This is a genomic window from Marinithermofilum abyssi, from assembly GCF_014641195.1.
Taxonomy (GTDB): Bacteria; Bacillota; Bacilli; order Thermoactinomycetales; family DSM-45169; genus Marinithermofilum; species Marinithermofilum abyssi.
Map to the genome: position 1 here is coordinate 45,464 of NZ_BMHQ01000002.1, position 13,873 is coordinate 59,336.

Genomic DNA, 13,873 nt, shown 5'->3' on the forward strand with positions numbered 1-13,873 from the left:
ACAATATTTTGTAACGAAAACGGATGAAGTGGAGATGAGGCAACCACAAGAGGAAAGGGGGAAATTTGTCCCCCATCAGAAGGCCTTTAAAATCACCTGCCCGAATAGTTACTAAGACAAATGAAAATAGGGAGTGAACCCTTTGCAACTGACCCATACCCGCTTGTTAGTGAAAAACTACCGGGACTGCTTTCTTTTTTACCGGGACGTACTGGGTTTTCCGGTTCTATGGGGCGATGAAGAGTCCCTGTACGCCGACTTCGACGCCGGCGACGCCAAACTGGCTTTGTTTGATCGGCGGCAAATGGCCGAGGCGGTGGGAAATGATCACTTGCCGCTGGAACGGAAAGCGATGGACCGGGTGGTGATCATTTTTCGAGTAGAAAATGTGGATGAAACGTACCACGGTCTGAAGGAACAAGGGGTTCACTTTGTTGCGGAACCGACCTCCCGGGAGGCTTGGAGGATTCGGTCCGCTCAATTTCGGGATCCGGACGGGACGTTAATCGAGATCAATCAGGGATTGTAAAAGCCGTTCGACTGAATGGCCCCTCCTATTCTCCCGTTCTCAAACTGCTGCTGTACAGCTTCATCGGTATTTTCATGTTTTTCGTCCCGATCCCCTGGCAAGGAAAAACCTCTATTCCTCTGGATCACTTGGTTACTGCGATTACCCGACACTTTGCACCCTTTACTCCTTATTACGCATTGTTCGTTATTACCTTGGGTGCACTCTCTCCCTTTTGGAAAGGCCGATGGAAAAACAGCCGGACAGAAGTTGTTCTTTCGCTGTTGAAACTCGTGGGCTTGGCCGTAGCGATAATGCTGGTGTTTCAGATCGGACCGGCTTGGGTGCTGGCCCCGGATACGGGTCTTTTTCTTTTTGAGAAGCTGGTGATCCCGGTCGGGCTGTTGGTGCCGTTGGGCTCGATCTTTTTGGCGCTGCTAGTAGGGTATGGCTTGCTGGAATTTGTCGGCGTTTGGATGCGGCCCGTCATGCGCATCATCTGGAAAACACCCACCCGGACGGTCGGCCATTGATGTTGCTTCTTTTGTCGGCAGTTACTCCATCGCCCTTCTGATTACCAACCGATTGTACAAGGAAGGGAAGTACACCACCCGGGAGGCGGTCATTATCGCCACCGGCTTTTCCACCGTCTCCGCCACCTTTATGATCATCGTCGCCAAAACCTTGAACCTGATGGCATACTGGAATATGTATTTCTGGACGACTCTGCTGGTCACTTTCCTGGTAACTGCGATCACGGCACGTATCTGGCCGATTCGTAGCGCCGTTCTCTCCGTGTCCTCCATTCTTTTTTTCTCCGCCTCCATCCCGTGCATCCTGTCCACAGAAATTCCCGTCACCATCCGGGAGCTTGTGGTTATCTGGCTGGAGCGGACCGTGTTGACACTCATCTTGGCAACACCGCTCGCTTTTTGGCTGATCACATAGCAGACCTTCTCCAAAGTGCATGATGAGGGTCGGTCTGATCCTTTGTTATAGGGGGTCCGGTATAGCCGTCTCCGGTCTCTTACAAAAAGCGCAAAGTATCTTCGCCGATTTACACCGACCCTCCTCCTCTATCGAAAAAGCTTGAATGACCAGACACGCTCGTGCAACCTTCCTTTGGTTAGCGACCTTGAGGAGAGATGTGCTTTGCTTTTCCCGAGCTTCAGCAGCTTCTTGCATATTGAACCAAATCCATCTTCACTTTCCATTCGTTTATAAAAGATCGAGAAGGAAACCGCTGCTCGCAGGGAGAAAAGCTCATTCAAACGGGAAACTCCCTATGTTTTATCCGTTAAGTTTAAGGAGGTATTCCCATGGGCAAAACTAAACACACCGGGCCGATCTCCCTTCCCAAGGTACCGGACCCTGACCTCTGGGTAAGCAAAGTGCCTTTCGGATTGGGCAAAATCAAGCCCCGCCACATTCGTGACACCCTGAAAGCAGTCTGGGAAAACCGGGACAACCTGTCTTATGCCACCCGCATTTTGACCCGGGGGGTGTGTGATGGGTGCGCCCTGGGTGTGGCCGGTTTGAAAGATCAAACCTTGACCGGTCCCCACCTGTGCACGACCCGGCTCAATGTCTTACGGCTTAACACCATGCCGGCGATGAAACCGGAGACGATTCACGCCGACATCGAGGAGTTGCGGCAGAAGAACAGCACCGAGCTGCGTCAGTTGGGCCGAATCCCGTACCCCTTGATCCGGGAAAAAGAGGAACGCCGTTTCCGCCGTCTCTCCTGGAATGAAGCATTGGACCGCATTGCCGGGAAGATCCGGGACATCTCCCCGAAGCAGCTGGCTTTCTACCTGACTTCGCGGGGGATCGCCAATGAAACCTATTACATGGCAGCCAAAGCAGCCCGATTCATCGGTACCAACCATATTGACAACGCCTCCCGGATTTGCCACTCTCCGTCCAAAACGGCGCTGAAGCGATCCCTCGGCATCGGTGCTTCCAGCTGCAACTACAAGGACTGGATCGGAACGGACGTGCTCGTATTCTGGGGGTCGGCAGCGGCCAACAACCAGCCGGTTTCTACCAAGTACATGTACGCTGCCAAGCGGAAAGGGACTAAAATCATCGTTATTAACCCCTACCACGAGCCATCGATGGACCGTTACTGGATCCCCTCCATTCCTGATTCCGCCCTGTTTGGCACCAAAATCGCCGATGATTTTTACCAAGTAAACATTGGCGGAGATATCGCCTTTATGAACGGGGTGATGAAACATTGGTTCGAAATGGAGGAAGTCTCCCCCGGTTCTGCCATCAATCACGAGTTTGTTCAAGCCCACACCAACGGTTTTGAATCCCTGCGAAAACATGTCCTCGGGTATGCGTGGGAAGAGTTGGAGCGGTCTTCCGGAGTTTCTAAAGAACGGATGATTCAGTTCGCCGAGTTGTTGGCCCATGCCAAATCGGGCGTCTTTGTCTGGTCCATGGGGCTCACCCAGCACCGTTTCGGCACGGACAATGTCTCCCAAGTAGCCAATCTGGCCATGCTGCGGGGCTTCATCGGCCGGGAACACTGTGGCGTCATGCCGATTCGGGGCCACTCCGGAGTACAAGGCGCCGGGGAAATGGGCGCCGATCCTTTCAGCTTGCCCGGCGGAGGTTTTGAGAAGGAGACGGTGAACCGGGTAGAAAAAGTGTGGGGCTTCGCCATTCCCCGCTGGCAGGGAGATATCGTCGGAGTTTCTCTGGAAAATGCGCTACTGCCTGACGATCACGAACAAAAAACGAAGGTGTATTACCTCTCCGGCGGCAACTTTCTGGAAACGATGCCCAACCCGGATTTTGTCCGCCAATGCTTGGAGAATATCGAAGTGCGTGTGCACCAAGATATTATTTTTAACACCTCTACCCTGGCCGATGCCAAAGAAGCGGTCATCGTCCTGCCGGCGATGACCCGGTATGAGCAACCCGGCGGGTGCACCTCCACCTCCACCGAGCGGATGGTCTACTTTTCACCGGAAATCCCCGGCCCACGTTTAGAGGAGGCACGGGCAGAGTGGGAGATTTACATGGACTTGGCTTCCCGCGTCAAACCGGAAGCGAAGCATTTGATCCAAATGGAAAGCGCACAAGAAATCCGCGAGGAAATCGCTCAAGCCGCTTCCAACTATGATGGGATTCAGCACCTGAATCAGCAGGGAGATGTCTTTCAATGGGGCGGAGCTTGGCTTTGTGAGGGCGGTGAGTGTCCCACACCCGATGGCCGGGGCAATCTGATTCCGATCGAGCTGCCGGAGTTGCGGAAGGCAAAAGAGCATTTTTCTGTCACCACACGAAGGGGAAAACAGTTCAATTCCATGATCTATGCGGACACCGATCCCTTCAATGAAGCCGACCGTTACGATGTGCTGATGAATGAAGAAGATGCCCGACGACTGGGTATCTCTGCAGGAGAACCGGTTGTGGTGTATAACCGGCACGGCCGTTTTCAGGGAAAAGCCCGCTTTGTGAACATCCGGCCCGGCAACCTGGAGGTTCACTGGCCCGAAGGCAACTGCCTCATCCCACAAGGGGTATATGAGGAACATGCCGGCATCCCGGAATACAATACTCCCGTCATTTTGGAAAAAGCGGAAACCTTCCATGCTCAGAAAGATCTTCGGTATGCGGAGAAGCGTGTGGAAGAATTGGAGATGGAGATCGGGTGAAAAAGCCGCGACATCCACAGCCAAAAGAGATCGATGTAAAACGGATCATCCACCGGTACACCGCAGCGGCGTACCATCCGGAGAAGAAGCAGGACCGCATTGTTCGAGAGACTCCCCTGACGATGATGGTGAACGGGGAAGAATTCGCCACTTTGGTCTGCTCACCGATTGACTTGGAAGAACTGGTTATCGGTTTTTTGGCATCGGAAGGCCTGATTCGTTCCATGGAGGAGATCCGAGGGCTGACCCTGGACCGCGATAAAGGTTATGCCTATGTAGAGTTGAGCCATCCACCTTCCCGGACTGCCGCTGCCCATTCCAAGCGAATCGTGGGATCCTGTTGCGGGAAAAGCCGGCAGTTTTATTTTCAGAGCGATGCCCGAACCGCCAAAACCGTGATGAGCCGCCTGCAGGTTACTCCTGCCCAGTGCATCCGCCTGATACGGAAATTGCAACAAGCCTCCGAGGCGTTCCATCAGACGGGCGGTGTACACAATGCCGCCTTGTGTACACCGGATCAACTGCTTATCTCTTATACCGATATCGGGCGCCACAATACGCTGGACCGGATTTACGGCCACTGTCTCCAGCACCGCATCTCCCTGTCTGACAAGCTGATCACATTCAGCGGCCGCGTCTCGTCGGAAGTTTTGCTGAAAACCGCCAAAATCGGTATCGGAATCCTGCTCTCCAAATCGGCTCCCACCGACCTCGCCCTCGACTTGGCGGAAGACCTCGGCATCACCGTATGCGGATTCATCCGCGGGGAAAAGATGAATGTGTACACACACGGGGAACGGATTGTTTTCTCTCAACAATGAAAAGTTGGAATCACTTCTTATACGGGCCGCCAAGATAGAGATGCAGCTGCTATAAAAAGAACAAACTCCCAACCATTAGATAACGACACAGAAAAACCTCCTGTTGCCATCCGTCAACCAGGAGGTTTCGTTCCGATCATCTATTGGACATGGTTTTCAGGATATAAAGTTATGCTTCCGAAGCCACACTTTGCGCTTGCTTGTGTCGTGTCCACAGGACGGAGAGGAGGATGACTCCAAACACTACCGCTTGGACTGCTATGGTTTCCAGGGTCGGATACATACCGAAGAATTCGAGCTCCGGCACACCGGTGATATGGGTGGATTCCACCTTTTTCACCACTTGCAGCGCATGGATGCTCTCACCCGTAAACTTAAAGGCGAGATAATAGATCAAAGCGCTGACGGTGAGGAAGAAAGGACGCATGGGAAGCTTGACACTGAATCGGATCATCGCAATTCCCAGTGCTACCAGAATCAGCGTGGCAGCTCCGATTCCCAGGATTAGATTTTGTGTACTGATCGAACCGATCATCCCCAGGTAGAAGATCACCGTTTCCGCCCCTTCCCGAAGGACGGTCAGCATCGACACACCAGCCAGGGACCACAGGCTGCCACGGGCCAAGGCCGTGCCCACTTTATCATTGATAAACTGGTTCCATGCTGCGATATTGGACCGGCTGTGCAACCAAGCACCCACGGTCAACATCACCAGCACGGCAATCAAGCCGGTAATCCCCTCAAGAAACTCCCGTTCTTCACCGGCCACCGCGACAGAGAACAGGGTGGTCAGCACAAATGCCAAGGCAAAACTGGCTGCAATCCCCGCGCCGACACCGCCCCAAATCCAACCGCGTTTATCGTTGTTGTCGGTACGGTTGAGGAAGGCGAGGAGGGCACCGACGATCAGGAGAACCTCCAACCCTTCCCGCAAGAGAATGATCGCAGCGTCCCAAGCAGAGTAGGACGTTTTTTGAGCCAGCGGCTCCAGGCCTTTCTTCATCTCAGAGATGACTTGCTTGGCCTCCCCGGTTTTGGGCGGGTTAGAAGACAACAGACTTAAGGCTTTGGTCATGTTGTTCTCCGTCTGGGTATATACTTCTTCCGACTTGGTGCTGACCTGTCCTTCAATGGACGGCCAAATCTGAATGAATTCCACCATATCCGCCCGGGCAGCGGAGATATCCCCTTTGTTCAACGCTTCCTGTACCTCGTTCAGTTCATGGATCAGGGTTTGGATGCTGCCCTTCTCTTTGGAAGCAACGCCTTTCTCATCCCCATAGTGCTCCACTTCTTCAAACAGTCCGTGAAGGGCAGCCGCAGCTTCTTTCTTATCGGGGGGAGAGGCTTTCAAGGCAGCACTCACACCGGCCATCTTGGTTTCAATCTCACCATATGCCCCCGGATTTTCGGAGCGAATGCCGGCCTCGACCTGTTCCCACCCCTCATGAAATTCATGGTAGGCCTGCTCCGCTTTCTTGAAATGTCCATTTTCGGCCGCTTCCTCTGCTTGATGCAGCAGGGGTAGGAAGCTTTTCAGTTTCTTCCCGGCTTCTTCATGAGTGCCTTTCTCTGATGTCCCCCCGGTTTCATAGGACATTACCGCTTCGTTTAATTGTTCCAACGCATGAGAGACAGCCTTTGGATCGGGATGGGGGCTCTTTAACAGTGCTTCTGCCTGGGCCATCGCAGATTCGATCGCTTCATAATCTTTAGGGGAATTCAATCCCCTCTTCGACTTTCTCCCATTTTTCATGAAAAGCATCCATCTCCTTGGCCACAGCGGACATCTCTTTCTTTTCCGCTTTTTCCATCGCCAGATGGAGATGCTCTTCCAATGACTCTACTGAAACCTCCTTTTCCGCTGCTGATACGGGTTGGCTGCCTAACAGCGGCACCACAACAATGGCAGCCAACAGCCACCGGAACCAGTTTGCCTGTGTCACGATGTACCCTCCTCAACATCTCCCGCAGATATGTACTGCACGTATCTTTTTCAAGAACATTAAAAAACGGCACGACTCCGTTTTTTATTCGAATGTTAATGAGAACGATTATCATTATAAGCGGGGTTGGATCTTCTGTCAATTATCTCTGTGCAGGGTTTTTCTCCCTTTTCGGGACCGTGGATACAATCGGATTTTCATTCCATTTTCGGTGTAACACAGGGGATGGGAAGGATAACCCCGGCACATAGGGATGAAGCCCCTGCTACGTGCTGTTGGCACCTCGAAAGAGGGTTATCAGGTCATAGGGATAGAAGCAAAGGAAGTAGCCCTTCCTGCTCAGGAAGGGCTTCAAAATGGCTGACAAAGTTCATCTTTGAGAACGAATGGAGGGGCGACTTTTGGTTACCGTTTCCTCTCCGCCAGGCGCAGCATAAAATCCGCCTGGATTTGGCCGACTGCTTTTCCGCTCATGTTTTTAACATCGGGAGCTGTATACTTCGCCAACCGGTCCAAAGCCCCATCCGTTCCAATCCGTAACTGCCGCAATACCTCATTAACTACCGTGTACAGTACACGCTCCGCACCATCTTCGATTTTGACGGCAATGCCAAGCCCCCATTCCCGATCTGCCACACAATATACCGCTTCCGCTCCCAGCTTGCCGATGATGCGTCCGCCGAAAGCCTCCATCAAATCCGTACAGTATCGACCCCGGCCTGCCACCATTTCCGGTTGGGCGGTCATGGCATTGGCGATCCGGACTGCCGCTTCCCGCACATAGCCGGGCGAGATGCTTCTGGGAGCTGCAAGACGGGCATAGGCCCAAGCCAAGTGAAACAAGGGCAACCGATGGGCTGGAACGCTGCAACCGTCCACCCCGATGGAGATCCGTTTTCGGGGATATCGAGTCATTTCCGCTACCATGTCCAAAATACGGCGCTGAACAGGATGGTCCAGCAAGTGATACGTCGCCAAATCTTCTCCCATGTGAACCGCCGTGGCTACCATCCCGGCATGTTTTCCGGAACAATTGCTGTAAACAGGCGTAAGCGGTTTTTGTTCCCGAATCAACCGGTGATAGCTCTCCGTATCCCTTGGAACATGGGTCCCGCATTGCAAAACCGCTTCTTTCTGTCCTGCGCGCCTCAGCATGTCATAAACGCGGGCACGATGCCGCGGGTCTCCGCTGTGGGAACCGCAGCACAAAGCCAGATCAGCCTCATCCAACGCAAACCGCTCTGCAGTTCCGGTGGTAATCACCGGAATGGCCTGAATGGGCTTCATGACCGATCGGCCATATGTCATCCGATAGGGATCCCCGTAAAAATAGCGCAGCCGCCCTTCCACATCCACCACAGCCACATGGCCGGAATGGGAGCTTTCGACGGCTCCTCCCCGGTATACATTGGCAATAATGTTCACCGCCAGCCTCCTTCGATGACATGCTTTATCACAGAGATCATTACCAGAATATGAAATATTCCAACAGCTTGAATAGAATATGCCGGGTGAAAGAGTCAAAAAAAGACGGTATGACCGGAAATTCGGACTCGCTTTCTTCATAACATAAAACACACCCGAAGAAAGGCGGGGCACCGATGAAATCATACAAACAGATGTTTAAAGGCTCGGGTCGTGCATTTTTTTTGGTTGCCCAAGTGGCCGGATTGATTTTGATGTTGCTGGGGCTGTACTTGGCTGTGATCGTTCCTTCCAGCCAAGCGGTAGATACCGCAGCCAAAGACCCTTCCCATATCCAAGAATGGTTTGCCAACACTCCCGGTGGATGGACCTTGGTCATTGGCATCGTTCTGTTTCTGTTTGCGTTGGCTGGCCGCTGGTTTGCTTATGAACAAAAAAAGACGGGGAATAAACGAAGGAAACCTTCATCCGGTTGTCATTGATGGAAAAGTCTCATCGCTTGATCGTACACTGTTTCCTGTCGCGCGACGGCTACATTTGCCTCGGCCCCACGGTTTGGGGCTGGGATACATTATTCGAAGGCCGCAACTTGGGCTAAAGCCTCTTTCATTCCCAGCCATAAACTCTGGCTTCACACCGCCTCGAGCGGTGTTTTTTCATTTGCCCGTACTCTGTCCCTCTCGCAGTTCCGGATTAAGGATAATCGGTTCCGGTGTTTCACCTGCCATCATCCTCACCAACAGATTGACCGCCTCCACTCCGAAGCGGTGCCTTGGTTGTACGATGGTAGTAACCGAAGGGGTGAGAAACTGGGTCAGCTCAAGGCCGTCAAACCCCACCACCGCCACATCTTCCGGAACTCGTTTCCCCAATTGTTTCAAACGCTGAATCGCACCGATGGCCATTATATCGCTGGCACAAAATACGGCAGTTAATTCCGGATCAGCCGCCAGGAGATTCTCGATACATTCGGCCCCGGATTCCTGCTCAAAATCTCCGTAAGCCACCCACTCTTCCCGCAGGGGAATCCCGGCCTCTTTCAACCCTTCACCATATCCTTTCCATCGTTCCCGACTGACAAAAGCTTGGTTATGTCCATTGATCAGCCCAATCCGGCGATGTCCCCGTTCGACAAGGTGCTGGACAGCCAGTTTGGCTCCCTGGACATTGTCCAGGGTTACATAAGTACACGAATCTGCCGTGAGGGGGATATCGACCAGTGCGCAAGGAACCGAGGCGTCCAGTACCTCTTTCAGATACGGATCATCCGTCCGAACCCCCATCAGGACAACGCCCTCCAGCTGACGGCGTTGACATAGTTCTATATAGGGAATCTCCCTTTGTTGCTCGGGGTCCGTTGCCGACAGAATCAGATCATATCCCAAAGCCATCGCTTGGTCATTTACCCCTCGGATCACATCAAACAACATATGATAGCCGGAACCCAAATCGGTTAACTCCGAGATAATCAAACCGATGGCCCGAGACTTTTTCATAACCAAGCTGCGGGCGATGGCACTGGGGTGGTAGTTGGCTTCCGCTGCGATCCGAAGAATCCGTTGACGCGTCTCCGGTTTGATATCGGGATAACCATTGAGCGCACGGGATACCGTTGTCACAGACACACCTGCCTGTTTAGCAATGTCTTTAATGGTAATGGACATGCCGATCCCCCTCGAAAGCGTTTTCGAAATCAGAATAGCGAATCCGATCAATTCCTGTCAAGAATCATTAGCGCCAAATTTCAGAAACCGGTAGTGACTGAGAAACCGGTTTCTCTTTTCGATAAAGTCTGGTATCCGACATATCAATTGAGATAAACTGTATTGTGTATATCCAATTGACGAACTTAACACTCTTATACGCGATACGATGTTGAAAGGAAGCGAAGGGTCTCATGTTCGAACCGTTATTGAGCAATTATCCCCTATGGACTTCCCTGACCGCAATCACACTGGCTCAACTGCTGAAAGTTCCCTGGAACTATACCATCACCCGGGAGTGGGATTGGGGTTGGGTATTTAATACAGGAGGCATGCCCAGCGGCCATTCCGCTGCGGTGACTTCGCTGGCTACCGCAATCGGAATGGCAGAGGGGTTTGGCTCCCCGCACTTTGCCATCACTACCATTTTGGCGCTGATTGTGATGTACGATGCCACCGGCGTACGCCGACAGGCGGGAATGCAAGCCAAAGTCTTGAACCAATTGGCCGAAGACTTTGCCCAGTTGGTCGTGGAATTGCGGCAAATGAAGGAAAAATCCCCCCGGGAGAGAGGGGTGAAGTTAAAAGAAATATTGGGCCATCAGCCGATCGAAGTGATCGCCGGCGGATGGTTTGGAATCGGTGTTGCATTGCTCTGGTATTGGCTGTGGTTTTAATTATAAAAACAAGCTCATGAATACTTCATCCACATATTGTCCTTGCAGAATGGCCTGACGGCGCAGCCGTCCTTCTACACGAAATCCGTACTTTTTATATAACTGAATGGCCCGGTCATTGCTGGACCAGACATCCAGATTGATCTTTTCCAATCCGTTGGCATGGGCCCAATCAATCGTGTATTCCATCAGCTTTTTCCCAAGTCCCATGCCGCGGTAACCCGGGACCAGCCATGTCCTAAACTTGGCCGTATGGTCGCTGATCCCTTTGGAACCGCGCCGCAACATAGCAGCTCCGGCGATTTTGCCCTCCACCTCCACCACAGTATACATTCCCTTGTTTCTGTGGATTTCTCGGATTTCATCCCGTTTTTCTCGGTGCGTTGGCAAGTTGTCGGGATTTTCATCCAGATAAATACCTTCTTTGACCACACGCGCCAACCTTTTGGTCAGTTCCGGCGCATCTTCCCGGGTGGCGGGCCGCAGAACGATCTTCTCTCCTTCCTTCCCGCGATACACGCGTCGATCACGAAATGCTGTCGGAAACATTCGGGTCAGTTGCAAAGCCATAGATATAGTGAAACTCCTTTCTGTTGATTTGCTCGAGTCTCTATACATGAAAAGGGGGAGATCTCCATGCCGAGAATCGTTTCTATTTGCCCCAGCAATACCGAGATTTTGCATGCTCTCGGACTGCTGGACCAGGTTGTAGGCATCGATGATTATTCCGATTGGCCGCAGGAAGTGGAAAAGCTTCCCCGCTTAGGCCCGGATCTTTCCATTGACATGGGCAAGCTCGAATCTCTGAAGCCGGATTGGGTTCTTGCTTCCCTTAGTGTTCCCGGAATGGAAAAAAACATCGAAGCTTTACAGAAAAGAGGCATTCCCTATCTCGTTTTATACCCCGACAATATAGAGGGTATTCCTGCCGACATGCTTCGGGTAGGCGCTTATGCAGGGGTTGAAGAAAAAGCGGCTGAGGCAGCCCGGCGGTTTGAGGAGCGTCTGCAGCGCATCCAAGAACGAATCCCCCATTCCAACCCGACTCGCTTATATTGGGAATGGTGGCCCAAGCCGGTGTTTACTCCCGGCAGAGACAACTGGCTAACCGATGTGAGCCGTATCGTCGGCGCCGTCAATGTCTTCGGCGACGAACCCGGACAAAGTGTGCAAACAAATTGGGAAGAAGTGGTCCGCCGCCAGCCCGAAGTCATTTTGGTGGTATGGACCGGTGTTCCGATACACCGGGTAAAAAAGAAGACCATCCTCTCCCGTGAAGTGTGGAAAGGACAGCCTTTTGCTAAAGAAAACCGTATCCATATTCTTGAAGAGGGTTGGTTCTGCCGTCCCTCGCAACGGATTTTAACCGGAATCGAACACCTTGCGCATCTCTTGTATCCGGACCGTTTTGATCCCCCGGATCCGAACAACCCCTTGTCCCTATAAAAAAGACCTGCGACTCCGCAAGTCTTCAAAACATCCGATATCCTTTGACACGAAGGGTATGAATCGTCCATCCGCCCAAAGCAATGCCGAACATGCCTGTGAACAGCATCAGATAATCTCCGTTTTTCAGCTCCCCCATCGTAACGAAAAAATAGGCCAAAACCCCTGCATATAACACGACGGGCAGCCAGGTGGTTTTTAAAATCATGTTCAGGATGAAAGAAATACCGAAGCCCATAAATGCAAACAACGGAATACCAATCAGATATTGAGGTAAACTCATCGTCACCGCCATCGCCTCCACCCGGTTGTATTTCTCCCATAGTCTACAAGAAAACCCTTTCCCGGTCAATTCACCCCGTTTCTCTACGGAAAGCTGTGTCATTCTACCGAACATAAAGGGGACGGGTTTGCTTGAGCATTCGCCATTCGGTACAATTGAAAGTGGATTCAACGAGAGGAGGACTAACTATGCGTCCACAAACCGGCGGAAGACCTCCCATGGGCCGCCCGGGAGCATCCGGACAACCAGCGGGAGGCGAGCGCAAAAACCTGCCGACCCAGTTCGTCAATTTTATCTTTTTCAAAGTGGACCCTGCTTGGCGCCGTCTGAGCCAAGAGGAACAGGATAAAGGGAAACGGGAATTTGCAGAAGTCGTCCAAGAGTACCAAGGCAAAGACGGGATGATGATTCATTCCTATTCCATGATGGGCATCCGTGCCGATGCTGAGTTTATGCTGTGGCGCATCTCCAAACGTGTGGAAGATTTTCAGGAGATGACCACCAAGCTGATGCATACAGGATTGGGACAATATCTAGAAGTTACCTACTCCTATTTATCCTTGACCAAACGGAGTGTCTATGTAGACCGCATGGACCCCAACCACCAAAACCCGCGGATCTATATCATCCCCGGATCGAAAAAGTATCTGTTCGTCTATCCCTTCATCAAAACTCGGGATTGGTATCAACTCTCCTATCCCACTCGTCAAGGCATGATGGACGAGCATATTCAAGTGGGCAGCAAATACCCCTCGGTAAAGCTGAACACGACATACAGCTTCGGCATTGATGACCAGGAGTTCGTGGTCGCCTTTGAAACCGATGAGGTGAAAGACTTCCTCGAGCTGGTGCAGGAATTGCGGGAAACAGAAGCTAGCCGGTATACACTGCGGGATGTCCCCATGTTTACCTGCATTCACCACGATGAGATTCTCGACACCCTGAATACTTTGTAATTCCAAAAAAAGCCCCCGGCTTATGGAATCCGGGGGCTTCTCCGTTATTTCGCTTCGTTTGTCTGTCTGCCCGTTCCCTGGCAGCAGCTACAGGTTTCGGAACCGCCCAGTAACAGCTGAACGTAGCCGTCACCATCGCAGTAGATACATTTCTCATCGGTGCTGGTCAATACCATGGTCGTCATCTGACTCAACCCCCTTCTGTGCTTTCCGTACTTATATTTCGTTAATTTTCAGATAATGATACAGGATTCTATCTGAAAAATAAAGCGGTACATTTTGTCAATTTCCAGCCTCATCCCTTGTGTAAGCGGATACATACGATGTACATCTCATGAAACCTCCTGCTTCCGTTGAATTTCAGTTATTGTTTACAGAATTGTCAAAATTCAAGTAGGCAGAGACATCACAAATATTCAACTGCTTAAAAGGAGGAC

Annotated in this window: 14 protein-coding genes and 1 pseudogene; 8 read left to right on the plus strand and 7 right to left on the minus strand. The window is 51.8% G+C overall.

The window, feature by feature from the left end; genetic code table 11:
- Nucleotides 1-133: 133 nt before the first annotated feature.
- The 4 genes and pseudogenes from IEW70_RS02360 to fdhD all read left to right on the plus strand — a co-directional run bounded on the left by IEW70_RS02360 (nt 134) and on the right by fdhD (nt 5,000).
- The gene (locus IEW70_RS02360; RefSeq protein WP_229751766.1) at nt 134-529 is read left to right on the plus strand and encodes a VOC family protein; all 396 of its coding nucleotides are present in this window, start codon (nt 134-136) and stop codon (nt 527-529) included.
- A gap of 11 nt (nt 530-540) precedes the next feature.
- Nucleotides 541-1,285, plus strand: a pseudogene (locus IEW70_RS02365) (YjiH family protein); the annotation flags it as partial.
- Nucleotides 1,286-1,827: 542 nt separating this feature from the next.
- Nucleotides 1,828-4,179 (plus strand): FdhF/YdeP family oxidoreductase, encoded by a 2,352-nt coding sequence (locus IEW70_RS02370; protein ID WP_188646340.1) that lies wholly within the window; start codon nt 1,828-1,830, stop codon nt 4,177-4,179.
- Nucleotides 4,180-4,208: 29 nt separating this feature from the next.
- A complete protein-coding gene (fdhD, locus tag IEW70_RS02375; RefSeq protein WP_188646683.1) occupies nt 4,209-5,000 on the plus strand; it encodes a formate dehydrogenase accessory sulfurtransferase FdhD in 792 nt (263 codons plus the stop codon).
- A gap of 169 nt (nt 5,001-5,169) precedes the next feature.
- On the opposite strand, the gene IEW70_RS02380 is transcribed toward fdhD, so the two are convergent.
- The 3 genes from IEW70_RS02380 to IEW70_RS02390 all read right to left on the minus strand — a co-directional run bounded on the left by IEW70_RS02380 (nt 5,170) and on the right by IEW70_RS02390 (nt 8,371).
- Nucleotides 5,170-6,726, minus strand: coding sequence for an FTR1 family iron permease (locus IEW70_RS02380; protein ID WP_188646341.1), 1,557 nt, complete (start codon nt 6,724-6,726; stop codon nt 5,170-5,172).
- A complete protein-coding gene (locus tag IEW70_RS02385) occupies nt 6,713-6,946 on the minus strand; it encodes a hypothetical protein (RefSeq protein ID WP_188646342.1) in 234 nt (77 codons plus the stop codon). The genes IEW70_RS02380 and IEW70_RS02385 overlap by 14 nt, the downstream gene beginning before the upstream one ends.
- Before the next feature lie 405 nt (nt 6,947-7,351).
- Nucleotides 7,352-8,371 (minus strand): asparaginase, encoded by a 1,020-nt coding sequence (locus IEW70_RS02390; protein WP_188646343.1) that lies wholly within the window; start codon nt 8,369-8,371, stop codon nt 7,352-7,354.
- A gap of 176 nt (nt 8,372-8,547) precedes the next feature.
- Here IEW70_RS02390 and IEW70_RS02395 point away from each other — a divergent pair, with 176 nt between their 5' ends.
- On the plus strand, nt 8,548-8,853 hold the full coding sequence (locus IEW70_RS02395) for a hypothetical protein (RefSeq protein ID WP_188646344.1): 306 nt from the start codon (nt 8,548-8,550) through the stop codon (nt 8,851-8,853).
- Between the two features lie 174 nt (nt 8,854-9,027).
- On the opposite strand, the gene IEW70_RS02400 is transcribed toward IEW70_RS02395, so the two are convergent.
- Nucleotides 9,028-10,035: a LacI family DNA-binding transcriptional regulator gene (locus IEW70_RS02400; protein WP_188646345.1), complete on the minus strand. Its 1,008-nt coding sequence runs from the start codon at nt 10,033-10,035 to the stop codon at nt 9,028-9,030.
- Between the two features lie 233 nt (nt 10,036-10,268).
- On the opposite strand from IEW70_RS02400, the gene IEW70_RS02405 reads away from it, so the two are divergent.
- Nucleotides 10,269-10,751 carry a divergent PAP2 family protein gene (locus IEW70_RS02405; RefSeq protein ID WP_188646346.1) on the plus strand — a complete coding sequence of 161 codons (483 nt, stop codon included), beginning with the start codon at nt 10,269-10,271 and terminating at the stop codon, nt 10,749-10,751.
- Here IEW70_RS02405 and IEW70_RS02410 read toward each other — a convergent pair whose 3' ends face one another.
- Nucleotides 10,752-11,321: a GNAT family N-acetyltransferase gene (locus IEW70_RS02410; protein ID WP_188646347.1), complete on the minus strand. Its 570-nt coding sequence runs from the start codon at nt 11,319-11,321 to the stop codon at nt 10,752-10,754.
- A 66-nt stretch (nt 11,322-11,387) separates the two neighbouring features.
- On the opposite strand from IEW70_RS02410, the gene IEW70_RS02415 reads away from it, so the two are divergent.
- Nucleotides 11,388-12,197, plus strand: a complete 810-nt coding sequence (locus IEW70_RS02415; protein WP_188646348.1) for a cobalamin-binding protein — start codon at nt 11,388-11,390, stop codon at nt 12,195-12,197.
- A gap of 25 nt (nt 12,198-12,222) precedes the next feature.
- On the opposite strand, the gene IEW70_RS02420 is transcribed toward IEW70_RS02415, so the two are convergent.
- Nucleotides 12,223-12,480 (minus strand): YuiB family protein, encoded by a 258-nt coding sequence (locus IEW70_RS02420; protein WP_188646684.1) that lies wholly within the window; start codon nt 12,478-12,480, stop codon nt 12,223-12,225.
- Nucleotides 12,481-12,668: 188 nt separating this feature from the next.
- Here IEW70_RS02420 and IEW70_RS02425 point away from each other — a divergent pair, with 188 nt between their 5' ends.
- Nucleotides 12,669-13,436 (plus strand): chlorite dismutase family protein, encoded by a 768-nt coding sequence (locus tag IEW70_RS02425; protein ID WP_229751768.1) that lies wholly within the window; start codon nt 12,669-12,671, stop codon nt 13,434-13,436.
- A 44-nt stretch (nt 13,437-13,480) separates the two neighbouring features.
- Here IEW70_RS02425 and IEW70_RS02430 read toward each other — a convergent pair whose 3' ends face one another.
- Nucleotides 13,481-13,612: a YuiA family protein gene (locus IEW70_RS02430; protein WP_188646686.1), complete on the minus strand. Its 132-nt coding sequence runs from the start codon at nt 13,610-13,612 to the stop codon at nt 13,481-13,483.
- Nucleotides 13,613-13,873: the final 261 nt, after the last annotated feature.

Bases quoted from the DNA above. Each gene is read 5' to 3' on its own strand.
- IEW70_RS02370 (WP_188646340.1), top strand. From the start codon at position 1,828: ATGGGCAAAACTAAACACACCGGGCCGATCTCCCTTCCCAAGGTACCG.
- IEW70_RS02395 (WP_188646344.1), top strand. From the start codon at position 8,548: ATGAAATCATACAAACAGATGTTTAAAGGCTCGGGTCGTGCATTTTTT.
- IEW70_RS02400 (WP_188646345.1), bottom strand. From the start codon at position 10,035: ATGTCCATTACCATTAAAGACATTGCTAAACAGGCAGGTGTGTCTGTG.
- IEW70_RS02405 (WP_188646346.1), top strand. From the start codon at position 10,269: ATGTTCGAACCGTTATTGAGCAATTATCCCCTATGGACTTCCCTGACC.
- IEW70_RS02410 (WP_188646347.1), bottom strand. From the start codon at position 11,321: ATGGCTTTGCAACTGACCCGAATGTTTCCGACAGCATTTCGTGATCGA.
- IEW70_RS02415 (WP_188646348.1), top strand. From the start codon at position 11,388: ATGCCGAGAATCGTTTCTATTTGCCCCAGCAATACCGAGATTTTGCAT.
- IEW70_RS02420 (WP_188646684.1), bottom strand. From the start codon at position 12,480: ATGAGTTTACCTCAATATCTGATTGGTATTCCGTTGTTTGCATTTATG.
- IEW70_RS02425 (WP_229751768.1), top strand. From the start codon at position 12,669: ATGCGTCCACAAACCGGCGGAAGACCTCCCATGGGCCGCCCGGGAGCA.
- IEW70_RS02430 (WP_188646686.1), bottom strand. From the start codon at position 13,612: ATGGTATTGACCAGCACCGATGAGAAATGTATCTACTGCGATGGTGAC.